The organism is Thiomonas sp. DCM-2, from assembly GCF_056820905.1.
Map to the genome: position 1 here is coordinate 1204562 of NZ_CM165962.1, position 23961 is coordinate 1228522.

20 protein-coding genes, 1 tRNA gene and 1 pseudogene are annotated in these 23961 nt (G+C 65.9%); 5 read left to right on the plus strand and 17 right to left on the minus strand.

Translation table 11 applies throughout. From position 1 onward, the window contains the following. Positions 1 to 69: 69 nt before the first annotated feature. Positions 70 to 1092, minus strand: a pseudogene (locus AC1ZQA_RS05835) (FUSC family membrane protein); the annotation flags it as partial. Positions 1093 to 1164: 72 nt separating this feature from the next. Here AC1ZQA_RS05835 and AC1ZQA_RS05840 point away from each other — a divergent pair. After that, complete coding sequence (locus AC1ZQA_RS05840) at positions 1165 to 2169, plus strand: ketopantoate reductase family protein (protein WP_482678876.1); 1005 nt, start codon at positions 1165 to 1167, stop codon at positions 2167 to 2169. 199 nt (positions 2170 to 2368) lie between these two features. Here AC1ZQA_RS05840 and AC1ZQA_RS05845 read toward each other — a convergent pair whose 3' ends face one another. Both AC1ZQA_RS05845 and AC1ZQA_RS05850 read right to left on the minus strand, forming a co-directional pair. Continuing rightward, positions 2369 to 2926 carry a phasin family protein gene (locus AC1ZQA_RS05845; RefSeq protein ID WP_482678877.1) on the minus strand — a complete coding sequence of 186 codons (558 nt, stop codon included), beginning with the start codon at positions 2924 to 2926 and terminating at the stop codon, positions 2369 to 2371. A 207-nt stretch (positions 2927 to 3133) separates the two neighbouring features. Next, entirely contained in the window at positions 3134 to 4162 is a 1029-nt protein-coding gene (locus AC1ZQA_RS05850; RefSeq protein ID WP_482679279.1) for an inositol monophosphatase family protein, read from the minus strand. A 60-nt stretch (positions 4163 to 4222) separates the two neighbouring features. Between AC1ZQA_RS05850 and AC1ZQA_RS05855 the strand changes: the two genes are divergently transcribed. Together AC1ZQA_RS05855 and cysE are read left to right on the plus strand one after the other, a co-directional pair. Further along, positions 4223 to 5005 (plus strand): RNA methyltransferase, encoded by a 783-nt coding sequence (locus tag AC1ZQA_RS05855; RefSeq protein ID WP_482678878.1) that lies wholly within the window; start codon positions 4223 to 4225, stop codon positions 5003 to 5005. A 79-nt stretch (positions 5006 to 5084) separates the two neighbouring features. Next, positions 5085 to 5852, plus strand: a complete 768-nt coding sequence (gene cysE / locus AC1ZQA_RS05860; RefSeq protein WP_482678879.1) for a serine O-acetyltransferase — start codon at positions 5085 to 5087, stop codon at positions 5850 to 5852. Positions 5853 to 6039: 187 nt separating this feature from the next. On the opposite strand, the gene AC1ZQA_RS05865 is transcribed toward cysE, so the two are convergent. The 7 genes from AC1ZQA_RS05865 to AC1ZQA_RS05895 form a co-directional block, all read right to left on the minus strand. Continuing rightward, positions 6040 to 6115 (minus strand) — tRNA-Asn (locus AC1ZQA_RS05865). 294 nt (positions 6116 to 6409) lie between these two features. Beyond that, complete coding sequence (locus tag AC1ZQA_RS05870) at positions 6410 to 7249, minus strand: inositol monophosphatase family protein (RefSeq protein WP_482678880.1); 840 nt, start codon at positions 7247 to 7249, stop codon at positions 6410 to 6412. Between the two features lie 7 nt (positions 7250 to 7256). Next, complete coding sequence (gene nadB, locus AC1ZQA_RS05875; protein ID WP_482678881.1) at positions 7257 to 8822, minus strand: L-aspartate oxidase; 1566 nt, start codon at positions 8820 to 8822, stop codon at positions 7257 to 7259. Positions 8823 to 8827: 5 nt separating this feature from the next. Beyond that, positions 8828 to 9673, minus strand: a complete 846-nt coding sequence (gene panC / locus AC1ZQA_RS05880; protein ID WP_482678882.1) for a pantoate--beta-alanine ligase — start codon at positions 9671 to 9673, stop codon at positions 8828 to 8830. Positions 9674 to 9691: 18 nt separating this feature from the next. Then, complete coding sequence (panB, locus tag AC1ZQA_RS05885) at positions 9692 to 10558, minus strand: 3-methyl-2-oxobutanoate hydroxymethyltransferase (RefSeq protein WP_482678883.1); 867 nt, start codon at positions 10556 to 10558, stop codon at positions 9692 to 9694. 88 nt (positions 10559 to 10646) lie between these two features. Further along, positions 10647 to 11495 carry a segregation and condensation protein A gene (locus tag AC1ZQA_RS05890; protein WP_482678884.1) on the minus strand — a complete coding sequence of 283 codons (849 nt, stop codon included), beginning with the start codon at positions 11493 to 11495 and terminating at the stop codon, positions 10647 to 10649. 11 nt (positions 11496 to 11506) lie between these two features. After that, complete coding sequence (locus AC1ZQA_RS05895) at positions 11507 to 11704, minus strand: DUF3460 family protein (RefSeq protein ID WP_482678885.1); 198 nt, start codon at positions 11702 to 11704, stop codon at positions 11507 to 11509. Between the two features lie 232 nt (positions 11705 to 11936). On the opposite strand from AC1ZQA_RS05895, the gene AC1ZQA_RS05900 reads away from it, so the two are divergent. Further along, a complete protein-coding gene (locus tag AC1ZQA_RS05900) occupies positions 11937 to 13139 on the plus strand; it encodes an ammonium transporter (protein ID WP_482678886.1) in 1203 nt (400 codons plus the stop codon). Between the two features lie 23 nt (positions 13140 to 13162). On the opposite strand, the gene AC1ZQA_RS05905 is transcribed toward AC1ZQA_RS05900, so the two are convergent. The 3 genes from AC1ZQA_RS05905 to AC1ZQA_RS05915 form a co-directional block, all read right to left on the minus strand. After that, a complete protein-coding gene (locus tag AC1ZQA_RS05905; RefSeq protein WP_482678887.1) occupies positions 13163 to 14575 on the minus strand; it encodes an alkaline phosphatase D family protein in 1413 nt (470 codons plus the stop codon). Beyond that, positions 14575 to 16830: a TonB-dependent receptor gene (locus AC1ZQA_RS05910; protein WP_482678888.1), complete on the minus strand. Its 2256-nt coding sequence runs from the start codon at positions 16828 to 16830 to the stop codon at positions 14575 to 14577. The genes AC1ZQA_RS05905 and AC1ZQA_RS05910 overlap by 1 nt, the downstream gene beginning before the upstream one ends. A 134-nt stretch (positions 16831 to 16964) precedes the next feature. After that, positions 16965 to 19640, minus strand: coding sequence for a bifunctional YncE family protein/alkaline phosphatase family protein (locus tag AC1ZQA_RS05915; protein ID WP_482678889.1), 2676 nt, complete (start codon positions 19638 to 19640; stop codon positions 16965 to 16967). 98 nt (positions 19641 to 19738) lie between these two features. Between AC1ZQA_RS05915 and AC1ZQA_RS05920 the strand changes: the two genes are divergently transcribed. After that, the gene (locus AC1ZQA_RS05920) at positions 19739 to 20170 is read left to right on the plus strand and encodes a hypothetical protein (protein ID WP_482678890.1); all 432 of its coding nucleotides are present in this window, start codon (positions 19739 to 19741) and stop codon (positions 20168 to 20170) included. 29 nt (positions 20171 to 20199) lie between these two features. Here the strand turns inward: AC1ZQA_RS05920 and AC1ZQA_RS05925 are convergent, their stop codons facing one another. The 4 genes from AC1ZQA_RS05925 to AC1ZQA_RS05940 are packed head-to-tail and all read right to left on the minus strand — an operon-like array spanning position 20200 to position 23954. Next, a complete protein-coding gene (locus AC1ZQA_RS05925) occupies positions 20200 to 20361 on the minus strand; it encodes a hypothetical protein (protein ID WP_482678891.1) in 162 nt (53 codons plus the stop codon). Then, entirely contained in the window at positions 20358 to 21125 is a 768-nt protein-coding gene (locus AC1ZQA_RS05930) for a COG4280 domain-containing protein (RefSeq protein ID WP_482678892.1), read from the minus strand. The genes AC1ZQA_RS05925 and AC1ZQA_RS05930 overlap by 4 nt, the downstream gene beginning before the upstream one ends. Beyond that, a complete protein-coding gene (locus AC1ZQA_RS05935; RefSeq protein ID WP_482678893.1) occupies positions 21122 to 22216 on the minus strand; it encodes an ABC transporter ATP-binding protein in 1095 nt (364 codons plus the stop codon). The genes AC1ZQA_RS05930 and AC1ZQA_RS05935 overlap by 4 nt, the downstream gene beginning before the upstream one ends. 7 nt (positions 22217 to 22223) lie before the next feature. Further along, entirely contained in the window at positions 22224 to 23954 is a 1731-nt protein-coding gene (locus AC1ZQA_RS05940) for an ABC transporter permease (protein ID WP_482678894.1), read from the minus strand. Positions 23955 to 23961: the final 7 nt, after the last annotated feature.

Sequence of the window (23961 nt, forward strand, 5' to 3'; positions counted from 1 at the left end):
GCCCTGCAGCGGGTCGGCTTCGGCAGTGGCATGAGTCTGCGGCAGTTGTCCCAGCAGATCGGTGATGCGCTGCAGCTTGTCCGCGGTGGCACGCAGGGCCATGCGGGCCTGATCGAAGACGGCGCTGGGTTGGCTGGGCTGCAAGGTCTCGAGCGCATGGGCGATGGTTTGCGCGCAGGGCAGCCGGGTGGGCAGTGTGCTGGCCTGCGTGCCGCGCAGCAACGCATCGGCGCGCTGATCGAGTGCGTCGCCGATGGTGGTTGCCCAGTCGTGCAGGGCATCCGGCACGGTGGTGGCATCGAACTGGCTGCGGATCAGCTCGACATCGGTCTGGCTGGCCAGCAGCGCCTCATTGACCTCCAGCAGCAGGATGAGGCGGGCCGCCAGCGCACGGTCGGCCTCGGAGTTCACATCGCGCAACACAATGTCGCGGGTGTTCTGCAGGGTGTCGTTGATCGCAGTGAGATGGGCTACAGCGTCGTTCACATTGCTGGAGCGCGCGCTGAAACTGTCGGCCAGCCAGTGGGCAAACTGGCCGAGCTGGGCCAGCAACTCGGCCAGCGCCTGCTGCTTGGTGCGTCGCCGCAGCCAGTGCGCCAGCAGCAGGGCATAAGCGGTGTAGAGCAGCGCCCCGAACAGAAACAGCGCCACGGCGGCGGCAAGCTGCGCCAGGTTCTGCATGGCAGGTGAGCCCAGGGTGATGACCGAGATGAACAGCACACTGAAACTCGCGGCCAGCGCCCGCTTGCCCCATGCCGCGATCAGCCCGCTGAAAAAGCCCAGGAGCGGAATCAGTCCAATCTGCACCGGCGGCCACCACAGGCTGGCACTGACCAGCGCAAACGCCACCGTGCTGGCCACACTGGTGAACAGCAGTTCCACGCGCTTGACCCGCGTGGGGGCCGGATTGTCGGCAAAGCACACGGTGAGCGCACCGCTGCCCAGCGCAATGGCCGGGCCCAGGCCAGCCAGCGCATAGGTGAGCAGACCGAGCACGGCCACGCCGACGGCAGACACCAGCCCGCTGGTGAAGTAGCGGCCGTGGACGAGGATGAGAACCTGGCGGGGCGTCAGCATGGCGGGTGTTGGCATGCTATTGTCCTTGGCAGATGGCAAGCCGCACACTCAGCGGCGCATGGGCGACAGACAAAACTGGAACAACAGATGACAAGACCCTGGAAGATCGTGGTGGTGGGCGCGGGCGCCGTGGGAGGCACCCTGGCGGTGAAGCTGGCGGCGGCCGGTCATGCGGTGGGTGTGCTGGCGCGCGGGGCGCATCTGCAGGCCATTGCGCGCGCCGGGCTGTGCCTGGAAGACCCGAACGAACGCCTCTGTGTCGATCTGCCGGCCAGTGACGATCTGGCCACTTTCGGCCCGCAGGATCTGGTCATTCTGGGGGTGAAGGCGCATCAGATTGCCCCGTTGCTGCCGCAATTGCGCCCCCTTCTCCGTCCAGACACCGTGGTGCTGCCTGCGATCAACGGTGTGCCCTGGTGGTATTTCCATGGAGATTCCAGCGCCTTTGCAAAGACCATGGACGGCCACACGGCGCATCTGCGCAGCATCGACCCTGGCGGGCGCATGCTGACCGATCTCGAGCCCGCGCATCTGATCGGCTGTGTGGTGCACGCCAGCGCCGAGGTGGTCAGCCCCGGCGTGATCCACGGCAACGGGCAGTACCGCTATGTGGTGGGCGAGCCCACGCACCAGATCACGGAGCGCGTTCAGGCGCTCGGCGACTTGCTTGGCGCCGCAGGCTGCGACCCGCAGGTGACCCCGCGCATCCGCGACGCGATCTGGATGAAGCTGGTCGGCAACGCGACCTTCAACCCGGTGGCTGGCCTGACCCGGGCGCGCATGAACGCCATCTGCGACAACCCGGAACTGATCGACCTGATTCGCTCCGGCATGGCAGAGATCATGGGCCTGGCGCGTGCCTATGACTGTGATCCGCTGGTGAGCATCGATCAGCGTCTGGATATCGCCCGCGGCATTGGCCCGGTGAAGATTTCCACCCTGCAGGACCTGGAACGGGGCCGTGCGCTGGAAATCGCCGCGCTGCTCCATGCCCCGCTGGAAATGGCAAGCCGCGCTCACCACCCCATGCCCACCCTGCAGGTGCTGAGCGCCCTGCTCGGTGAACTCGATCGCCAGGTCTGTACGCACTGAGAACTCCCAAAGACTCCCAAAAAAAAGCCGGTCAGAAGACCGGCTGGAAGGGTACCTTTGGGGTACCGAGGAGACAACTTGTTGGCAGTCACGACGGTTTTGAGCGCCCCCTGGGGGCGACTCGCCGACTTGCCCTGTGAGGTTCAAACGCGGAGCATCATCAAAAAGATGACACGCCGCGCTGGAGGATTTGCTGCGTTCAGGCTGCCGTGCGCTTGGCAGCGGCACGGGTGGACTGCGCTGCCTTCATGGCCGTGCTGGTGACCGCATTCATATTGGCTTCGACCGCTTCCGCCGCTTGCCGGGTGACTTTCTGCACCGAGTCATAGGCGTTGTTGGCGGCGTTCATGGCGCTTTTCATCATGGCCACGGCAGTTTCAGAGCCTGCGGGGGCATTCTTGGCAGCAGTCTCGGCCAGTTCCATGAATTTCTTGTGCGAGTCGGCAAACTGCGATTCCGCGGTCTTGGCCAGTTCTGCCTGCGCGCCGGAGACGATTTCATAGGCGTGGCGGGTGTAGGACAGCATTTTTTCCGCCATGGGCTGCATCCAGCCGGATTGCAGGCTCGACAGTTCCTGCAGGTCCTTGACCGACATCAGTGCCATGGTGTGATCGGCGCCTTCCTGCAGCGAGGTTTTCATGGCCTGCATGTTCAGATCGACCAGCTTTTCCATGTTGTCGATGGATTTGCTGGCGAGGCCGAAAAGGGTTTCGAATTGAGTCTTTTGCGCGGCTGCGAACTGTTCGGGGGTCATCATGATGTTTCTCCTAAGGTGAAGGGGCATTGGCTACGGGGGCGGCAGCCAACACATTTTGAACCTCGAACGGTGTCATGCTGATGACGGTCTGCTCTGGTTCTTGTGCACTGCACAAAACGTATTCTAGAGCGTCGAAACCGAAATGCAAGAAAAATTTGTGCGTCGCAGCAAATTAATTTTCCAAAGAAAAATCAATGACTTGAACGTCTACTCCCTATGGCGCTTGGGTTTGTATACCGACGGTGGAGATGATTTTTCGGTCTGCCGCGGTTTGGAGACATCGCTTGCCTTGATGCGACGCGGCACGGCCTTGGGACGTTTGTCCTCGGGCATGGCCAGGGTTCCAGACTTTTTCTTTGTGGCTGCGGCGTTCAGTGCGCTGATTTGCGCCTCTGCCGCCGTGGGAGCCTGAGTCGTGGCGACGTCGTCCGGCTTTGAGGGGGACACTGTGGAGTAGGGCTGCAGCAGCGCGACGAGCTGTCCATAGACCCGTGGCGTGGCGGCAAGCACTTCGCCACTGAACAGAAAATTGCCATCTCCTGCGAAATTGCCGACCAGGCCGCCGGCCTCGGTGATGAGCAGGCTGCCAGCGGCGATGTCCCAGGGCTTGAGGCCGGTTTCAAAAAAGCCGTCGTAACGACCAGCGGCCACATAGGCCAGATCGATGGCGGCAGCCCCCGGTCGGCGCAGGCCGACGCAACGCTGCGCCACGCGCTTGAACATCTCCAGGTATGTGTCGATGTCGTCGCTCTTGCGGAACGGAAAGCCGGTGCCGATCAGACTGTCTTCAAGGCGCACGCGGTTGGACACGCGGATACGACGGCTGTTGAGAAATGCGCCGGCGCCGCGGGTGGCGGTGAACAGCTCGTCGCGCGTCGGGTCGTAGACCACGGCCTGCTGCACCACGCCGCGATGCGCCAGCGCGATGGAGACGGCGTAGACCGGCATGCCGTGGATGAAGTTGGTCGTGCCATCGAGCGGGTCGATGATCCACTGGTATTCCGAGCTGGCATCGCCGAAGGTGCTGCCGGTTTCTTCGGCCAGGATGCCGTGCTGTGGAAAAGCCTTGAGCAGCACGTCGATGATGGCCTGCTCGGCGGCGCGGTCCACTTCAGTGACAAAGTCATTGGCGGCCTTTTGCGCCACGCGCAGCAGATCGATGTCGAGACTCGCGCGGTTGATGATCTTGCCGGCTTCGCGCGCTGCGCGAACGGCCACATTGAGCATGGGGTGCATGGTGTCCTGAGCGCCAGCAGCGACAATGGCGCGAGAGATTCGGAGGGTGACAAAGAACAGATGGAACACGCGCATTTTATCGACGCCGGGCAGCCGCAGGCTGCACACGTGCCGGATCAGACGGTTTTCGTCCTTGTTGGCACCAGTCATCCGGGCAATGTGGGCGCTGCCGCGCGCGCGATCAAGAACATGGGCTTTGGCCATTTGCGCCTCGTGGCGCCGCGCTTTGCGGACGTGCTCACGCTGCCCGAGACGCTGGCATTTGCCAGCGGCGCGCAGGACGTGTTGCAAGCGGCACAAGTGGCCCCCGACCTGCCTTCTGCCGTGGCCGATTGCGGGCTGACGGTGGCCCTGTCTGCACGGGTCCGCGATTTCGGGCCTGCGCTGCACACGCCCGACTGGTTGCCGCAATTGGCCCAGCGCAGTGCGCAGCAGGGAAGACGCGTGGCCTTTGTGTTCGGCAGCGAACGCTATGGCCTGAGCAACGCGGACGTGTATCGTTGCGACGCGCTGCTGAGCATTCCCGCCAATCCCGCCTACACCTCGCTCAATCTGGCGCAGGCCGTGCAGGTGATCGCGTGGGAGTGGCGCAAGGCCGTCGGGGTGCACACGGTGCAGCCCGCGCAAGCGCAGGCCATTGCGGCAACGGCAGGCGAAGTCGAGGGCATGCTGGCCCATGTGGAGCAGGCATTGCGCGCACTGGAGGTGCTTGATCCGGATGCGCCGCGCAAGCTTCTGCCGCGTCTGCAGCGCCTGGCATCGCGTGCCGAACTCTCGCGCGAGGAGGTGCAGATTCTGCGTGGGGTGTGCGCCGCCATTCTGCGCAAGGTGCCGTCGCCCTGAGCCGCTTGTCCGTCGGGCAGGATTTGCGTCCCTTCAATACACTGATCAACCGTTCGAATCCGCCCAAAGAACCCGGTCTATGCTGCAACGATTGCGTGAAACCATCCAGACCATCCTGGAGCGCGACCCGGCTGCGCGCTCCACCTGGGAGGTCATCACCTGCTATCCCGGCTTGCACGCCTTGCTGTTCCACAGTGCCGCGCATGCCTGCTGGACGCGCGGCTGGTACTGGCTGGGACGCTGGATTTCGCACTGGGGGCGCTGGTTCACCGGCATAGAAATCCATCCCGGAGCCACCATCGGCAGGCGCGTGTTCATTGATCACGGCATGGGTGTGGTGATCGGAGAGACAGCAATCGTCGGCGATGACTGCACCATCTACCAGGGAGTGACTCTGGGGGGGACGTCGCTCTACAAAGGCGCCAAGCGGCATCCAACGCTCGAGACCGGCGTGGTGGTGGGTGCGGGAGCGCAGGTGCTCGGCGGATTCACCGTGGGCGAGGGTGCGCGCATCGGCTCGAACGCCGTGGTGGTCAAGGCGGTTCCCGCTGGCGCGACGGCGGTGGGAAACCCGGCACGCATCATCCAGAAAGATGTGGAACAGCAGCGCGAAGCGACAGCCGCACGCATGGGTTTTTCTGCCTACGCGGTCACGCAGAACGGAGATGACCCGCAGTCACGCGCCGTATTGGGTCTGATCGACCACGCAGCGCAACTTGAGCATCAGGTGGCCTTGCTCTGGCAGGCACTCGAACGCCACGGAGTCTGCCCTCCGGAGTCATGCCCCCCGGAAGCCCTGCGCACCGAGCACTTTGACAAAGCCAGGCTCGAAAAACTCGTCGAGTGATTGCCGGCAGCAGAGGTGGGTGGTTCAAGTGAACCGCCTTGTGGCCGATGACAATGCGCGACACCGCGTGGCACGCAGCGACAGCATGTCACGGACAAAAGCACTGACATGCCCCGTTCTCTGGCCGGGAAAAACGAAAAGGCCCTGCAGACTGCTCTGCAAGGCCTTGATTTTCTTCTGAATTGATTGGCTCCTCGACCTGGGCTCGAACCAGGGACCTACGGATTAACAGTCCGGCGCTCTACCGACTGAGCTATCGAGGAACAGCAAAGCAGCGAAATATAACTGGCGCTTCGGGACGTGTCAACAAGTCGCCTTGTGTGGACCGAAAAGAGCCTGATCAATCGCTGTGGTCTGGGTTTCAAGCGGGTTGATCTGTTGCAGGATGATGATCAACACAATCGCCACGCGAATGGCCCAGGTCGCACACCCGGGCAAGTTCTCCGCGCCAGCGTTCAAGTTGCGCTTTCGTCGTGATGGACGAACGGAAACGGATTCTGAATCGTGCCGGGCTGACGACATCGACGCAGTGTTTTGGCGCGCCGTGATTTGGAAGCTCAAGGGGATGGGGCGCTGTTTGCCGCCAGCCACTGCACCCACTGTGCATACAGGCCTGCATCACCCGCGCACACCGCAGAGCGCTTGTCCAGTGTGTTGTTGAACACTGGCTCGCCGGGAAGTGTCTGGCTGTTGCCGCCAGCCTCGGCGAGGATCAGACTGCCCGCGGCGTAATCCCACAGACCTTGGCTGCCGTGCAGGTAGAGGTGAAAGCGTCCGCAGGCGACCCAGCACCAGTCGAGCGCGACCGAGCCGATGGAGCGTTGCGAGGCGTAGGGCGGGCGGATGGCGAGCGCGGTGGCCAGCGGTGCGGACAGGCGCTTGAAGTCGATGCAGGCAATGGTCTTGGCCAGCGGTGGTACCGCGGCGGGCACGCCCAGCGGCTGGCCGTTGAGCCAGGCGCCAGCGCCCAGCGCGGCGGCAAATACCTCATCGCGCATCACGTCGACCACCACGCCCAGGCGGACTTTGCCGCCCTGAATCCAGGCCAGCGACGGGCCGAACACCGGCAGACCGGCGGAGAAATTGCTGGTGCCGTCCAGCGGGTCGAGCACCCACAGGCCGGGGCCGTTGGGCGCGGCAGCCTCCTCGGCCATGAGGCGCTGCTGTTCCTGCGCTGTCATTTCCTCGCCGAGCAGCGGGATGCGTGGCCAGAGTGCGGCGAGCTCGCGCTGCACTCTGGCCTGCATCGCGAGATCGGCGTCGGTGATCCAGGTGCCGTCGGCTTTCAGGCGTGCATCAGGCGCTTGGGCGCGGGGCAGGATTTCGTCGCGGGCGGCGTGGCGCAGCAGGGCGCTTACCAAGGCAAGGTCGGGCGAGGTTGCGGCAGGTGAGTTCACGCGTTCTTCAGGGCACGAGGATGGTGGGCGCGGCAGGCGCGGCGGTCTGCGGCCAGTCCAGGCTGTAATGCAGCCCGCGGCTTTCATGCCGCAGCTGCGCCGAGCGGACGATCAGCGCGGCGACCTGCAGCAGGTTGCGCAATTCCAGCAGATCGCGGGTGACGCGGAAGTTGGCGTAGAACTCGTCCACCTCGGCCTGCAGCAGGGCGATGCGGTGGGCGGCGCGCTCGAGCCGCTTGTCGGTGCGCACGATGCCGACATAGTTCCACATCAGGCGGCGCAGTTCGTCCCAGTTGTGGCTGATGACCACCAGCTCGTCGGCGTCGCTCACGCGGCTTTCGTCCCAGCGGCGCGGGGTGGGCACGGCGGGCGGTTCGGCCTGCAGGATGGACAGCGCTGCGGCCTTGCCGAACACTGCGCATTCGAGCAGCGAGTTGCTCGCCAGGCGGTTGGCGCCGTGCAGCCCGGTGTAGGCCACTTCGCCGGCAGCGTACAGACCGGGCAGGTCGGTGCGGCCAGACAGGTCGGTGAGCACGCCGCCGCAGGTGAAGTGCACAGCGGGCACCACCGGGATGGGCTCGCGCGCCATGTCGATGCCCAGCTCGAGCAGGCGGGCGTGGATGGTCGGGAAATGCTGGCGGATGAAGGCTTCGCCCTTGTGGGTGATGTCCAGATACACGCAATCCAGGCCGCGCTTTTTCATCTCGAAATCGATCGCGCGGGCCACCACGTCGCGCGGGGCGAGTTCGGCGCGCGGGTCGTGCGCGGGCATGAAACGCGTGCCGTCGGGCAGCACCAGCCGGCCGCCCTCGCCGCGCACCGCCTCGGTGATGAGAAAACTCTTGGCCTTGGGGTGGTACAGGCAGGTGGGGTGGAACTGGATGAACTCCATGTTCGCCACGCGGCAGCCGGCGCGCCAGGCCATGGCCAGGCCGTCGCCGCTGGCGGTGTCGGGGTTGGTGGTGTAGCGGTACACCTTGCCCGCGCCCCCCGTGGCGAGCACGGTGTGTGCGGCAGCAAAGGTTTCCACCCGGCCGCTGGCGGTATCGAGCGCATAGGCGCCCCAGCAGCGCGGGCTGGCCTTGCCATCCACATGACGGTCGGTGATCAGGTCGACCGCGACATGGTTTTCGAGCAGGGTGATGTTGGGGTGCGCCTTGGCGCGGGCCAGCAGCGTGGTCTGGATGGCCGCGCCGGTGGCATCCACCACATGGGCGATGCGGCGCTGACTGTGCCCGCCCTCGCGGGTGAGGTGCAGCGCGTTGCCCTCCACGTCGAAGGGCACGCCCATGTCGCGCAGCCAGGCAATGGCGTCAGGGCCGTGCTCGATGACAAAGCGCGTGGCCCGCAGATCGTTGAGCATTGCGCCGGCCACCAGCGTGTCCTGCACATGCTCCTCGACGCTGTCACTCTCGGCCTGGACCGCGGCAATGCCGCCCTGCGCCCATTGGCTGGACGACACGTCGAGCGTGCGTTTGACCAGCACCGTGACCTTCTGGCGCTCGGCCAGATGCAGCGCGGTGGACAGACCGGCCAGACCGGCGCCGAGAATCAACACATCGCTTTGAGGCATGGGGGTCAGCACTCCAGGTTGTCGATCAGCCGCGTGCGGCCCAGGCGCGCCGCGGCCAGTACCACGCAGGGCGTGCCGCGGTGCAGGTCTTGCGCGGTGGGCGGCTGCAGATCGCTGCGGCGGCGCAGGGTGAGGTAGTCGGGCGTCCAGCCGAGCTGGTTGAGCCGCGCGAGGGCTTGTTGTTCCAGCAGATGCACCTGCTCGGGCGTGGCGGCGCCGCGGACGTCTTCCGCCAGGGCGCGCAGCGCGGCCTGGAGTTGCGGCGCCTGCGCACGTTCATCGGGCGTGAGGTAGCCGTTGCGCGAGGACAGCGCCAGACCGTCTTCGGCGCGCACTGTGTCGAGGCCGATGATGTGAATGGGCAGGGCGAACTGTTCCACCATGCCGCGGATCAGCAGAAGTTGCTGGTAGTCCTTCTTGCCGAACACGGCGTGGGTCGGCTGCACCATCTGGAACAGCTTCATGACCACCGTGGCCACGCCCTCGAAGTGCCCGGGGCGGGCGGCGCCGTCCAGGATGTCGGCAATCGCCGGGTCGGGCAGGACGCGGAAGGTCTGCGGCTGCGGGTACATCTCGGCTTCGTCGGGAGCGAACAGCAGGTCGCAGCCGGCCTCGGCCAGCAATTCGGCGTCGCGCTGCAGGGTGCGGGGGTAGCGGTCGAAGTCTTCGTGGGGGCCGAATTGCAGGCGGTTGACAAAGATGCTGGCGACCACCGGAACGTGTTCGGCCCGCGCCCGCGCGATCAGCGCGAGGTGCCCGGCGTGCAGGTTGCCCATGGTGGGCACCAGCGCCCAGTGCGGCTGCTGACGCAGCGCAGCCCGCAGATCGACAAGGGTGTGGACGGTCAGCATGACAGGCAGGGCAAGAGGTCAGGCGGTGTAGCCATGCAGGGCGTCGTTCGGAAAGCTGCCGTCTTTCACGGCATGGACATAGCTGCGCACCGCGTCGAGCATGCTGGGGGCGCCCTCCATGAAGTTGCGCACAAAGCGCGGCTTGGGACCGCGGGTGATGTCCAGCATGTCGTGCAGCACCAGCACCTGGCCGTGGGTGCGGCTTCCCGCGCCGATGCCGATGGTGATGCCGGGAAAGGCGGCGCTGATGTCTGCAGCCAGATCGGACGGCACGAGTTCGAGCACCAGCATCGCTGCGCCCGCTGCGCCCAGCTCGGCGGCGTGCTGGCGCAGGGTGTCGGCGGCTTGTGCGTCGCGGCCCTGGATGCGATAGCCGCCCAGGGCGTGCACGCTCTGCGGCGTGAGCCCCAGGTGGGCGCACACCGGGATGCCGCGCTCCACCAACGCACGCACCAGCGGTGCGGTCCAGCCGCCGCCTTCGAGCTTGATCATCTGCGCCCCGGCCTGCATCAGTGCCACGCTGCTGGCGATGGCCTGCTCGGTGCTGCCCTGATAGCTGCCGAAGGGCAGGTCGGCGATCAGCCACGCCGTGCGGTTGCCGCGTGCCACGCACTGGGTGTGATAGGCCATCTGCTCCAGCGTGACCGGCAGGGTGGAGGCATGGCCCTGCATCACCATGCCGAGAGAATCACCGACCAGCAGGCAGTCCACCCCGGCGTCGTCGAGCAGGCGGGCGCTGGCCGCGTCATACGCGGTGAGCATGGCGATTTTCTCGCCCGCTTCACGCAGGGCGCGCAGGCGGTGCAAGGTCTGTGGCTTGCGCGGCGCGGTCTCGCGCGACGGCGCGCCATAGGGGGAAGGGGGTGCGGTCGATTCGGCAGTCATGGCGAGACGGAAAAAGGAACCGGGGCATTATGCCGTGGGTGTGCCATGCGGGCTTGAACAAGGCGAACGAGCGTTCGATTCGCGGCACTCAGCTTGGCCTGTAGGCCAGCCGCACATACAGGGGCGCAAACGCCTCGGCCTGGGTGATTTCCACCAGCGCCTCGCGGGTGAGTTCAAGCAGCGCCACCAGCGTGACCACGGCCACGGGCACGCCCAGCGCGGGTTCGAACAACTCGTGAAATTCAAGAAAGCGCTGGCCCTGCAGCTGACGCAGCACCCGGCTCATGTAATCGCGCACCGAGAGCTGTTCGCGGGTGATCCTGTGGTGCGTGTGCAGCTTGGCGCGCTTGAGAATGTCGCTCCAGGCCTGCTGCAATTCGCTCACCGTGACCTCGGGCAGACGCGGCGCGGCGTCGCGGTCGAACAGCACCTGCGCGCGCCAGAAATCGCGCCCGAGCACCGGCAGAGCGTCGAGTTGCTGCGCGGCGAGCTTGAAGCGCTCGTATTCGAGCAGGCGGCGCACCAGTTCGGCACGGGGGTCTTCGGGTTCGGCGCCGGGCTCTGCGGGCGGGCGTGGCAGCAGCATGCGCGACTTGATCTCGATGAGCATGGCCGCCATCAGCAGATACTCGGCGGCGAGTTCGAGGTTGTGATGGCGGATCTGCTCGACATAGCTGAGATACTGCGCCGTGACCTGCGCCAGTGGAATGTCGAGGATGTTGAAGTTCTGCTTGCGGATCAGGTAGAGCAGCAGATCCATCGGCCCTTCGAAGGCCTCCAGAAACACTTCGAGTGCGTCAGGCGGGATGTAGAGGTCTTGTGGCAGCTCGAACAGCGGCTCGCCATAGAGGCGTGCCACCGCCATGCCGTCGACCGTGGCCGGGGTGCTGTCGATCGCCGGGGCAATCAGCGCGGCGTCCTGGGCGGTGTCGGGCATGCCCCGTCTTCTCAATGACTGCCGTAGACGTAGGCCTTCTGCGGCACGCGGGCGGCCTTGAAGGCCTTGGCCAGTTCGGGGTTTTGCGGCTTGTCCCAAAGCCGCGCACGACCTTCCTTCTGCTTGGCCTCGAGCTGCGGATCGCTTTGCTTGAGGTCCTGGAGGAAATGCGTCACTTCAGACACATAGGGCTTGACTTTGAAGGGCATGGGGTTTCGCTCGAAGAGGGGGAAGACGGAACCACCATTCTATGCAGCCCGCTGCAGCGCTCAAACGCACCGAGACGGTGCGTCAGTGCCGCATTTCAGGGCGCTCGGTGCGAGGCATGCACCGCGATCGGGCAAGATGTTGGCATTTGTTTCTGTTTTACATGTACCGTGCCACAAATTCGGGCATGACGTTTGCTTGTGGTGCATGTCCTTCTCCTGCAAGACGCTCATCATGGTGCACGATCCCTCCAGCGGCAATGTGTTGTTCATCCTGCTCGGTGCCATTCTGGTGCTGGCGATGCATGCCGGTTTTGCCTTTCTCGAACTCGGCACGGTGCGCAAGAAAAACCAGGTCAACGCGCTGTCCAAGATCCTGACCGACTTTTCGGTGTCGGCCATCGCCTATTTCCTTATCGGCTACGGCATCGCCTACGGCCAGCACTTCCTGGTGGGCGACGACGTGCTCACCAAGGAGCATGGTTATGCGCTGACCCGGTTTTTCTTTCTGCTGACCTTCGCCGCGGCGATTCCGGCCATCATCTCCGGCGGCATTGCCGAGCGCGCCAGGTTCTGGCCGCAGCTCATCGCCACCTTCACCATCGTCGCGTTCGTCTATCCGTTTTTCGAGGGCATCGTCTGGAACGGTAACCTGGGGGTGCAGGCCTGGCTGCAATCGACCTTCGGCGCGCCGTTTCATGACTTTGCCGGCTCGGTGGTGGTGCATGCGATGGGTGGCTGGATCGCATTGCCCGCAGTGCTGCTGCTTGGGGCGCGGCGCGGCCGCTACCACGCCAACGGGCAGATGTCGGCGCACCCGCCGTCGTCCATTCCCTTTCTCGCGCTGGGCTCGTGGATCCTGATCGTCGGCTGGTTCGGCTTCAATGTGATGAGCGCGCAAAAGCTCGACCAGATCAGCGGATTGGTCGCGGTGAATTCGCTGATGGCCATGGTCGGCGGCACGCTGGCGGCGCTGGTCGCGGGCCGCAACGACCCTGGTTTTCTGCACAACGGCCCGCTGGCCGGGCTGGTGGCGGTGTGCGCCGGATCGGACGTGATGCATCCGCTGGGCGCGCTGGTGGTCGGTGCCGTGGCTGGTGCGCTGTTCGTCTGGATGTTCACGCTCACGCAGAACCGCTGGAAGATCGACGACGTGCTCGGCGTGTGGCCGCTGCACGGGCTGTGCGGCACCTGGGGCGGGATTGCCGCCGGGATTTTCGGCATGAAGGCGCTGGGCGGGCTGGGTGGGGTGTCGCTGGTCTCGCAGATCGTGGGCACGCTCATGGGCATCTCCGTCGCGTTGATCGGCGGCTTTGTGGTGTACAGGGTGCTGAAAAAGCTCCTCGGCATTCGTCTGGATGCCGAGGAGGAGTTCAACGGCGCCGACCTGTCCATCCACCGCATCACCGCCACGCCGGAGCGCGAGGCGTCGTGGTGAGACGGCGGGGGCAGCGCGGCCGTTCAGCTCCAGCCCAGATCGGCCAGGCCAAGGGCGTGCGACCACAGCACCTTGCCGTCCACGCTCTTGGTCACGAGTTCCAGACGGCGGCTCTTGTCTGCGCCGCTGAATTTCAGCACGCCGTAGTTGCGTTCCGTCACCAGGGTGCCGGGTACGCGGTTCGAGTTGTCATCGCCCCTGGCGGGCCCGGAGTTCAGCGGTGAGCTGGTGAATTCAACCAGCGGATAGTCGCGTTTTCCGCTGTAGGCGGGTCGGGGGAATTTGATCAGTTCGGTGATGTGACGGTCTCCCGACAGGAACAGCACGCCCGGAATGCGGTATTGCTGCAGCCAGCCCAGAAACTCCGCGCGCTCGACCGGGAACTGGTTCCAGCCTTCATACGCATCGTCGTCATTGAAGAATTGACCCCCCGCGGCAATGATCTTGAACCGGGCGCGCGAGAACAGCAGGGCATTGCGCAGCCAGCGCATCTGCGCCGGACCGAACATGACCTTGCCGCGTTCGCCCGGCATGGTGGCGTCCGCGCTGCGCCACCAGCGATCGTCGAGCAGGAAGATGTCGGCATCGAACAGGCTGACCTTGGTGAACACCCCGGCCACATTGCCCACCCCGTAAGTCGGGTTGGCCCAATAGGTCTTGAACAGCTGCAGCGCGTCGTCCTTGAACTCGAAACTGCTGTCGCTGTCGTTCGGGCCGTAGTCATGGTCATCCCAGATGGCGACTTGCGGCGTGGAGCGCAAGAAACTGTCCAGCGGCGCGAATCCACGCGTGACGCGGTAACGCAGCGCCATGCCCTCGGGGCTCAGGGTATCGGCCTCGCGGTAATACAGGTTGTCGCCCAGCCACACCATCAGGTCTGCCCGCTCTGCGGTCATGGGGCCGTAGATCTCGTAGCCTCCGCCGTAAGGCTTGCCGGGACGATCGAAGGGCGGATCGTTGATGTAGGCACACGAGCCGGTGAGCACGGTGAAGTCGGGCGGCGGGCTGCGGAACAGCCAGATCTTCTGCGTGCGCACCGTGATGCTGCGCTCGGGCACCGGCTTGCCGTTCACATGGGCGGTGCAGACATAGTGGGTGCCGGGGGCGAGATCGTCGAGCACCATGTGGGCGCAGAACTGCCCGGCCGCATCGGTGCGGCGAGCCGCAGTGCGTTTTCTGTTGTCGGGCTGATCGAGTGGTGCGTATTCCAGCACCACCTCCGCCGCGCCGGGGGTCTGCAGCCAGACCACAGCCGAGCGTGCGGCCACATAGCCCTGCATCGGCCCGGCAAACAGGCTGCCGGGTGGCGCCGGTTCTGCCCAGGCCGGCGGAAAGCTCCAGCCGCCGGTGGCCAGCAGGGCCGTGGCGGCAAGCCCGCCGCGCAGAAAGCCCCGCCGCGTGGGCAGCACGGGAGGAACGTCAGGCGCGGCGCCCATCAGAACTGTGCCTCCAGGCCAAGGAAGACACTGCGGGGCTTGCTGGTGTAGAGCAGCGGATTGCTCGTGCTCCCCGGAAATCCCGTCTTGTATTTGTAGACATACTGCTCGTTGAACAGATTGTTCACATTCAGATTCACGCTCAGTTGCTTGAAGCCCAGGCCGCCTGCAGTGTCCCCGGCTTTCCAGGTGTAGCGCAGGGCGGCGTCTGCCGTGGTGTGCGCGGCAATGGGCGATTTGCTGTCGGTCCAGTAGGCCTCGCTGGTATGGCGTAGTCCGAAGCTGGCTTTCCATGGGCCGGTGCGGTAGGTCAGACCGGTGGCCACGGTGCTGTGCGGGGCGTAGGGCATGGGCAGCTTGGCCGAGGTGAACTGCGCATTGAGCAGACCGAGGTTGGCGTATGCCGACCAGTTGTTGCTCAGTGCAAAGTTGTTCTGCCAGGCGATGCCTTCGTTCACCGCCTTGCCATCGTTGGCCAGAATGGTGACCGAGCCGGTCGAGCCCGGTGGGGTGTAGGTGTAGCTCTGGATGTAGTCGTCGAAATTCACGCGGAAGATGTCGAGCCCACCGCTCCAGACGCCAAAGTCGTACACCACGCCCGCGTCGTAAGTCGTGGCCTTTTGCGGCGCCAGGTTGGGGTTGTAGGTGCCGGTGTAGTACTGGTTGTACTGCGGTGGGTTGGTGTTGCGGGTGACGTTGGCATAGAGGTTGATGCCCTTGGCCGCAGCAAAGTTGACGCCCAGCGAGGGCATGGTGGTCGAGAAGGTGTTGCTGTAGATGCCCTGCTTGCCGCCGGTCTTGGCCACCACGGCAAAGTCGGTAAAGTCGCGGCTGACATGCAGATACTTCAACCCCGCCTGCAGGGTCAGCGCGTGCGTGGGCTTGAAGGTGAAGTTCACATACGGCTCGTACAGCTTGGTCGCCACCGGCTCCTTGTACACCGACCCGAGGTACTGCCCGGTGGTGCTGCTGATGAATTGCTGGTCGTGCGTGGTGTCGTTCTTGTTCAGCCACAGGCCGGCTTCCATGCTCACCATGCTGCCCAGCGGCATCGCCAGTCGCAGGATGTTGCCGATACGCCGGGTGTCGTTGATGCCGTGCGAGACGAACAGCCCACCCACCGGCGCCTTGACCGCACCATAGGCGCCGTTGGGCTGCAGCAGGTTGTAGGTGGCGTTGGTGTAGGCGCCGCCCCCAAAGCCGTTGCCGCGGTAGTAGTAGAGCTGGTTGGAGAAGGTGACCTGGCCGAACTTGGCCTCGTACTTGGCGTAGGTCAGCCAGTTCTGGTAGACGTTGTTGTTGTAGCCGGTGAACAGGCCGTTGGGCTTGCCGTTGATCGTGGGGCTTGCGGTATAGACGTTGCAGGTGACGCCGAACTTGGCGAGGTTGGCCGCGGTGCAGCCGCCGTAGTAATTGAAATCCTGATTGTTCTGTGTGTAGAACAGGGTCAGCGCCCCTGGACCGAGCTGGGTCACGCTCTTGAACAGATACTGCCGCTGGTCGCTCGGGGTGTTGTCGTCATAGCCGTCGAGCTTGTTGCGGTTGGCGTAGAACCAGATGGCAGTCGGCGCGCCGGTGTTGGCGCCGAGCAAACCGGTGTTGGCGAGCAGCCCATAACTGCGCTTGCCGAACGAGCCGGCGCCGCCGAACAGGCTGAGCGAGGGTTTGGGCCCCGGGTTGAGCGAGTAGGTCTCGACCGATCCGCCGAAGGCCGCAAGGCCCGGAATCGCCGCGGACGCCGCGCCGGGGAAGTAGCGTGTTCCGGCGATCAGCCGCGTGGGAATGAACTCGTTGGTGTAGAAGGCATAGCTGTCGTTGTCGTTGAGCGGAATGCCGTCGAGCGTCCAGTTGATCAGATTCTGCGCAAAGCCGTTGATGTAAACCGTATCGCCGTTCTGGCTGTCGCCGTCGCTGGTGACCACCACATTGGGCAGCACCTTCAGCGCGCTGGTGAACGAGTCGGTCGGGCTCAGGGTCTGATACTGGCCGGGGGTGATCTCGGTCTGCGCCTGGGTTGCAGTCGGATTGAACAACTGCACGTTGTCCAACTGCTTTTGCGGGATGGACTGCACGGTACCGGCAGGCGCGGAGAGGAACAGGCCGCTGCCGGTGGAGCCGCCTGCACCTTGGCCCTGGGCGCTGACTTCACCGAGATTGGACGCGGTTTGCGCCCATGCTGCGGGCGCGCAGCTCAGCGCGACGGCCAGCGCGATGTGACGAGGACGGAACGCAACGTTTGAGTTCGAGGCTGCCACGAAAAGGTCTCCAAAAGAGGGATGAGAAAAGATGAATCCCCCCATTGTTGGAACCGCCGATGAAAGCCTTTTGAAACGCCTGTGAAGATTTGGTGACGTTTGTTGCGCGCAACAGTTTGGCGCGGCGCGCGGTGTCAATCGTCCCCGGCAACCAGGCTCGACATGGGCCTGTGCTGTGCGTGCGCCAGCGCCTGCAGATGCGCCTGCATCGCTGCATAGGCCTGCGTCCCCTTGCTCGCCAGCCATTCCTGCCGCATCTGCTCGGGGCCGGAGACCTCGAGCAGCGCGGTCGGGGTGTAGCGCGGCCCGCTGGCAGGGGTTGGCGCGCCAGGCGGCTGCGCCACAGGCAGATCGCGGAACGGCGCATCCGAGGGGCACACACCGGGGTTGCGTTGCAGCGGCACTTCTGCCGGCAATACGGGTGTCGGGGTCAGGTCGGGATGTGTGCGCCAGATGCCGGCCAGCACATGCGCGTTGGCGTCCCACTGCGACATCGGCGGAACGCCGGCCACCGCTTCGATGGTGCGCAACAGATCGACCTGCGACAGATGCTGCGTCACCAGCACGCCGGGTTTGACCCAGGGGCCTGCCGCCACGGCGAAGGTACGGTGCGCGTCGATGTGATCGGCACCGGACTGCGCGTCGTCCTCCGTGAGCAGCACCAGGGTGTGTTTCCAGCTCGGCAGGGTGGACAGGGTATGAATGACCTGCGCGGTGGCGAGGTCGCTATTGGCCACATAGCTGTCGGGGCTGGGCAGGCAGGGGGCGCGGCCCGCGGTGTGGTCGTCGGGCAGCCAGATGTAGAGCACGCGCGGCAGGTGCGCGGCGTGGGCACGCACCCAGCGGTCGAACACCTTGGCGCGGTCGGTGTCGAGAATGAGGCGATCCCACGCCGGGTAGTCCATTGCCAGATGCGCGCGCAGCGCGGGGGACATGTCGCCGATCTTGTTGCGTGAGGCGAACTCGCCGAAGTCCTCGAAGCTCACGCCGTGCGCGAGCAGATCGTTGAACAGAAAAAGCCGCGCAGGGTAGGTGATCCAAGGGTTGCTCCAGTGCCCGAGCGCCGAGAGATTCTGGTAGATCGCATACGGGTTGCGCGCGTCGCTGGCGCCGGGCGCGAGCGACTGCGTCCACCCCGAATTGGCCACAAAGCCGCGGCCGGAGTAGTACAGCGGCCAGGTGCGCTGGAGGAAGTCGGAGTCCGAGCCCGCGGTGGTCCACTGATGGCCTTGTGAGGTCACTTCCCCATCGGCGAAGAAGTTGACGAACAGCGCGCCGCTGCCCGCCGTGCGGTAGAGGTTGGGCAGTTCGCGCGGGCCGTAGAGATCGAGCGCAGGGTCGGCCCAGTGGCCTGCGGCGGCGTAGCTGCCGAGGTCTTCGTCGAAGGTTTTGTTCTCGCGCAGAATGAACACCACGTGCCGGACGTGGCCGCGCAGCCAGGCAGTGGCGCGGGCGTTTTCCATGGCTCGCTGCAGGCGTTGCGCGGCACTGAATCCATCGTTCGATAAAGCGGTCTGCGTCCACTGCGCCGCGTGCGTGGACAGGTCGGGCAACTTCACACGTTGCAGCGCGCCATGCATGAAATCACCCACCCACTGATGATGCAGATTGGGCCCGCTGCCCATGCCCTTGGCGCAGGCAATGAACAAGGCGTCGCCCCGCACCGCCAGCGCCGTGGGGTACCAGGCGGTGGGGATGAGCGCGATGCGCTTGCCGCTGGCGAGGTCGAACACGGCCACGTCATCATTGCCGGCGTTGGCGACGAACAGCCGGCCCTGCGCGATCGCGAGGGCGTCGGGGTAAGCGCCGGGCGGCGCGCCGGGGTAGGGGCTGTCGTCGATCACGCGCACTGGCTTCAGGGTTTGCGTATCGACGGCGACGATGCGGTCGAGATTGGCGTCGGCCACCCAGACCAGCGGCGTTCCCGGCTGCGCGACCAGTGCGGTGGGATGCGCGCCTGCTGCGCCACTGCGCGGGCCGAGCACCGGGCCGGTGGGCACTGGGCCGACGACCCGCCACGCAGCGCGGTCGATCACGGTCACGCCATTGCCGCCCCAGTCGCTCACCACCAGCCGCCTGCCGCCATCGGCCAGGGTCACGGCATAGGGATAGCTGCCGACGTTGAGATAGTCGGTCTGACCAGTCTGCAGATCGATGCGCGCCAGGCTGTTGGCCAGCATCCCGGTGACATAGGCATGACGCCCTTGCGGGCCGAGCACCACGCTGTCCGGGTAGAAATGCCGCGGCTGCTGCCAGTCGCCGGCGTATTGATAGGGGTACTGCGTGCGCGGAAACGGCTGCCATTGCAAGGGGTAGCGCCGCAGCAACTGCAGGCGATCATCGCGCACCGCCAGGGCGAGCAGGTCGTCGCTGTTGCCGCCGGTGGCATAGAGCGTGCCATCCGGCCCTGCGGTCAGTCCCTGGAACAGGCTCTGGCCGTGGATCACCTTCTCGCTCTGCCGAGCGCCATCGCCGCCCTGCTTGCCCTGCGCGATGGTGGCGCCGGGTGCCGCATGCGTTTTGTCCTTGTCGAACAGCGTGGACACCCCACCCTGCGGCTGCAGTGCGTCCGCGGAGAAGCGCAGGATCTCCTGCACCTTGCTGGCGCCGCCGGTGAGCACGGCCACGCTGTTGTCGCTGATGGCCAGTTGCGTCGGGAAGTTGGGCGTCTGCACCAGTTGTCCGACGGGCGTGAGCAGGCGACCGCTGGGCAACACGGCGGGTTGCCCGGCCGCCGGTTCGGTGGCCGAGACGCAGGCGATGCTGCCGAGTAGGGCAAGCAGGATGGGAAGTGTGTTGTTGCGTGGCATGTTCTGGTCTGCGTGAGAGAAAGAAGGCCTGCCGCGAGGACTGGAAAACTTAAAATACCGTATAAACTATTTATGTCATTCTTTTTGAGGAGAGCAACATGCCCACCGCCAAAACCAACGCTGTCGTCAAGACGGCCAAGGCCGCGACCGTCACGGCGCGCACCGCCAGACCTGCGGCGCGCCAATCCGCTACACGCGCCGCAAAGCCCGCACCCGCCAAGGCGCTGGCTCGCAAGTCGGCTGCATTGAAGTCCGCTGTCGCCAAGCCCGTTGCCACTGCCGTGGCCGATGTCAAGCCGCCCAAAATCAAACTGGTACGCGACAGCTTCACCATTCCCCGCAACGAGTACGACACCCTGGACACGCTGAAAGCGCGCCTCGTCCAACTGGCGCGCCCAGCGAAAAAAAGCGAAGTGCTGCGTGCTGGCATCGCCTTGCTCGCCACGCTCAATGACGCCGCGTTGATCGCCGCGCTCGATGCGGTGCCCGCAATCAAGACCGGGCGTCCGAAGAAGGCGAAGTCAGCCTGACGCACCGAACACCGCCTCGACGGCAGCGCTCACCCCGCCTGCCAGATCGCTGCGGCAATCAAAGCGGCCACCAGCACCCAGCCGCTGGACGCGGGCAATACCTGCGCGGCGGCCCAGGCCAGTGCCACGGCGATGGCCACCGAGGCGACGTTGCGGACGTCGCCAAAGATCAGCTGCAGAATCTTTTTCATGCGCGCACTCCTGGTGTGGCGGGTTTGGGTACACGCAGCTTGATGGCAGACAGGCGGCCCGCGATGGCATAGACGGCAAACAGCAGCAGCAGGGTGGCGTCTCCCAGCGGCCAGACCTGCGCCTCGTCGAGCAAGCCGCCCAGGCTCCAGAAGGTGCCGAAAGCCAGCAGCGCGCAGGCCACGGTGAACTTGAGGGTGTTCTCGGGCACCTTGGTCAGCGGCTGGCGCAGCACCAGGCCCACGGCAATGACGGCCAGCAACGCCGCCACGGCGCTGCCCGTGGCCTGGCCGTAGCTGATGGTGCGGCCCAGCGCCACCACCAGCAGCCACACTTCCAGCCCTTCGAGCAACACCCCCTTGAACGCCACGGCCCAGGCGACGCGGGCTTCGGCGTGGTCGATCTTTTCACGGGTTTGGGCGAACTCCTTGGCTTCGTCGTGCAGCTTGGTGCGCCCGGCATAGCGGCGGATCGCCTTGACATACCAGCGCAGGCCGAACAGCAGCAAAAACAGACCGATCGCGGCGCGGATCGCATCGATGTCCGCCTGCACCACGCTCAGCCCCACACCAGTGACGGCGATGAGCGCGGCGACGACCGCCAGCGCCGCAGCGGCGGCTCCGGCGGCACGCGCCCAGCCGATGGTCAGCGCCACGGCGAGCACGATGGTGAAGGCCTCGACCCACTCGACGGCAGCGGCCAGGAAAATGGCGGTCATGCCGCCCCATTGGGTGGGGTTCAGGGTTGGGTTCAGCGTGGGGATCATGCAGGGTGTTCCTCTGGGATTTTCGTCGGGAGTGCGGGATAGAGCAGGGTCTGCGCTGCGGCGACGCGCAGGGTGATGGTGCTGCCGGCACTGTAGTGTTGTGCGTCCGTGACCGGCAGGCGCAGCGCCACGCCGTGCAGGTCGATGCGCAGTTCGGCGTGTTCGCCCACGGTCAGGTGGCCGAGCACACGCGCCTGCACCGGCCAGTGTGGGGTGTCGGGGTCGAGGCGAGCGTGTGGCAGATGCAGCGCCGATGCGCGCAGGTACAGGGTGTGCGGGCCGTCGGGTAGCGCCGCGCAGCCGGGCGGCGCGGGCACCTCGCCCCAGGGCGCATGCAGGCGGCCTAACTGCAGGCGCACCGGCCACGGCCCGTGCGCGCCGGTGAAGCGGGCGACGAAGTCGGTGGCGGGCTGGCGCAGCAGCTCGCGCGGGCTGCTCAGTTGCAGCAGGCGGCCCTGCGCCATCACGCCGACGCGGTCGGCCAGGGCCAGGGCCTCGCGGTGGTCGTGGGTGATGTAGAGCGCGCTGATGCCGTGCGCGCGCACCACGCTGCCGATGAGGTCGCGCAGCTCCTCGCGCAGCCCGGCGTCGAGGTTGGACAGCGGCTCGTCGCACAGCAGCAGCCGGGGCCGCACGGCCAGCGCCCGCGCCAGCGCCACACGCTGCTGCTGGCCACCGGACAGGGCATGCGGATGGCGCTCGGCCAGATCGGCCAGGCCGACTGCGGCCAGCATCTCCCGGGCCTGCGCACGTGCCTTGCTGCGGCCCAGGCGGTGCAGCGGCAGCGCGACGTTGTCGAGCGCGCTCAGGTGCGGCCACAGCGCGTAGTCCTGGAACACCATGCCGAGCTGGCGCCGTTCCGGCGGCAGGAAGGGGCCGCCTGCGGCGTCGATGACGGTCGCGCCCAGGCGCATGCGGCCGCCGTCGAGCCGTTCCAACCCGGCGACCAGCCGCAACAGCGTGGTCTTGCCCGAGCCGGACGGGCCGAGCAGGCAGAGGATTTCGCCCTCGTGCAGTTGCAGGCTGAGGTCGTGCAGCGCGGTGGTCGTGCCAAAGCGCTTGCGCGCGGAGTCGATGTCGAGCAATGTCATGGTGTGTTCAGATCGAGCCCAGCTGGCGCCACGCCACGGGAGTGAATCGCTGGTAAACCCAGCGCGCCAGCAGGGCAAAGGCCAGCAGCACGGCCATGCCCAGCACCTGCAGCCGCGCCTGCTGATGCAACTGAAAGCCTCCGGCGTATTGCAGCAGCGCCACCGCCAGCGGCGGGTGACCGGCCGGGTACAGCAATTCCGAGGCGGGCAGCTCGAAGGCGATCGACAGCACCGCCAGCAGCCAGCCATAGAACAGCGCGCCGGACAGCAGCGGCAGATGGATGTGGCGCAGGGTCTGCCAGCGCGACAGGCCATGCACCCGCGCGGCGTCGGCAAGCGAGCGGTGCAATTGCGCCACCGGCCCCATCAGCACGCGGCTGGTGGCCGGCACGGCCAGCGCCACATAGGCCATGGCCAGCAGCAGACTGCCGCCATACAGCGGCGCATAGGGCTGGTTGTACGCCTGCAGATACGCGGCGGCCAGCACGATGAGTGGCAGCGCCATCATCGCCAGCAAGGCCACGTCGAGCACGCGGCCCACCCGCCCGGGCCGGGCGATCAGCCAGGCCACGGGCAGGGCGATGACCACGGTGAGCGTGGCCGCGACGAGCGCCAATTGCAGCGAATAGCCGATGGCCGAAAGCAGCGGCGGCAGGCTGGCTGCAATCTGCACCCAACCCGCGTGCGGCCACGCCACCCCCAGCGCGGCGAAAGTGGGCAGGCCGAGCGCGAAAGCGGCGAGCGCGATCAGCGCTGCGCCATGCAGCAATCGATGGCTGGCACGCAGCCGCACCCTCGCTGCGGGCCGGTGCTTGGCGCCCAGGGTCTGGTGCAGGCTGGCGCGCTGGCCCACGCGGTGCTGCAGGACGAGCGCCGGAACCACCAGACCGAGCAGCAACCAGGACGTGGCCGCGGCCAGCGGGAAGTTCAGCGGCATGCCGTTGACCGCCTGGTAGATGGCGTAAGTGCCCATGGTGAAGCCGCTGCTTGCGCCGAGCGTGGCCACCACCGCGAAGTTGCGCAGCGATTCGGCGTAGGCGATGGCAAAGCCGGCGGCCAGCGCGGGCAGCAGGGCCACGAGCCCGAGCCGCAGCCGCCACAGCGTCGAGAGGCCATGCACCCGTGCCGCTTCCTGCTGCTCCGCGCTGGTGTGGCGCAGGCTGCCCTGCGCCACCAGGAACACATAGGGCACGACCTTGAGCACCAGGGTGAGGACGATGCCCACCGGGCCGAGCAGCAACTGTGCGGCGTGCAGCGCAGTAGGCCATGACGCGAGCGGGCCGATGGGCGCGGCCAGCAGCATCCAGCCCGAAGCGAGAAAGAAATCGGGGAAGATCAGCAGCAGCCACACCCCGGCTTCGATCCAGCTGCGTCCACGCAGATCGGTGCGCTCGCGCAGCCAGGCCAGCCACAGGCCGAAGGGCAGCGCAAGCAGCCCGACGGCAAGCGCCACCCACAGCGAGTTGAACAAGGCGTGGAGTTCATAGCCTTGCAACGCCTCACGCAGCGGCGCAAGAGTGGGCCGGGGCGCGCCCTGCAGCAGGTGCGGCATGAAGGCAGAGAGCAAGAAGCCCAGCAGTGGATAGGCCCACAGCGCAACGAACACGGCAGCAGCGAGCAGCAGACCGAGCGGCAGGGTCCAGCGCCGCACCCTTGCCCACGGGTCGCTTGCGCCGAACGAGGCAGTGGCGGCGGGCCGCCAGTTCATGGCCTGGAGCAGGGCGATCATGGTGCGCATGCAGACA

Coding starts and splice junctions, on each gene's coding strand:
- AC1ZQA_RS05915 (WP_482678889.1), bottom strand. CDS start 19,640: ATGCCACGCAACAACACACTTCCCATCCTGCTTGCCCTACTCGGCAGC.
- AC1ZQA_RS05920 (WP_482678890.1), top strand. CDS start 19,739: ATGCCCACCGCCAAAACCAACGCTGTCGTCAAGACGGCCAAGGCCGCG.
- cysE (WP_482678879.1), top strand. CDS start 5,085: ATGCTGCAACGATTGCGTGAAACCATCCAGACCATCCTGGAGCGCGAC.
- AC1ZQA_RS05850 (WP_482679279.1), bottom strand. CDS start 4,162: ATGCACCCCATGCTCAATGTGGCCGTTCGCGCAGCGCGCGAAGCCGGC.
- AC1ZQA_RS05925 (WP_482678891.1), bottom strand. CDS start 20,361: ATGAAAAAGATTCTGCAGCTGATCTTTGGCGACGTCCGCAACGTCGCC.
- AC1ZQA_RS05845 (WP_482678877.1), bottom strand. CDS start 2,926: ATGATGACCCCCGAACAGTTCGCAGCCGCGCAAAAGACTCAATTCGAA.
- AC1ZQA_RS05940 (WP_482678894.1), bottom strand. CDS start 23,954: ATGCGCACCATGATCGCCCTGCTCCAGGCCATGAACTGGCGGCCCGCC.
- AC1ZQA_RS05900 (WP_482678886.1), top strand. CDS start 11,937: ATGGTGCACGATCCCTCCAGCGGCAATGTGTTGTTCATCCTGCTCGGT.
- AC1ZQA_RS05895 (WP_482678885.1), bottom strand. CDS start 11,704: ATGCCCTTCAAAGTCAAGCCCTATGTGTCTGAAGTGACGCATTTCCTC.
- AC1ZQA_RS05890 (WP_482678884.1), bottom strand. CDS start 11,495: ATGCCCGACACCGCCCAGGACGCCGCGCTGATTGCCCCGGCGATCGAC.
- AC1ZQA_RS05840 (WP_482678876.1), top strand. CDS start 1,165: ATGACAAGACCCTGGAAGATCGTGGTGGTGGGCGCGGGCGCCGTGGGA.
- panB (WP_482678883.1), bottom strand. CDS start 10,558: ATGACTGCCGAATCGACCGCACCCCCTTCCCCCTATGGCGCGCCGTCG.
- nadB (WP_482678881.1), bottom strand. CDS start 8,822: ATGCCTCAAAGCGATGTGTTGATTCTCGGCGCCGGTCTGGCCGGTCTG.
- AC1ZQA_RS05930 (WP_482678892.1), bottom strand. CDS start 21,125: ATGATCCCCACGCTGAACCCAACCCTGAACCCCACCCAATGGGGCGGC.
- AC1ZQA_RS05905 (WP_482678887.1), bottom strand. CDS start 14,575: ATGGGCGCCGCGCCTGACGTTCCTCCCGTGCTGCCCACGCGGCGGGGC.
- AC1ZQA_RS05855 (WP_482678878.1), top strand. CDS start 4,223: ATGGAACACGCGCATTTTATCGACGCCGGGCAGCCGCAGGCTGCACAC.
- panC (WP_482678882.1), bottom strand. CDS start 9,673: ATGCTGACCGTCCACACCCTTGTCGATCTGCGGGCTGCGCTGCGTCAG.
- AC1ZQA_RS05935 (WP_482678893.1), bottom strand. CDS start 22,216: ATGACATTGCTCGACATCGACTCCGCGCGCAAGCGCTTTGGCACGACC.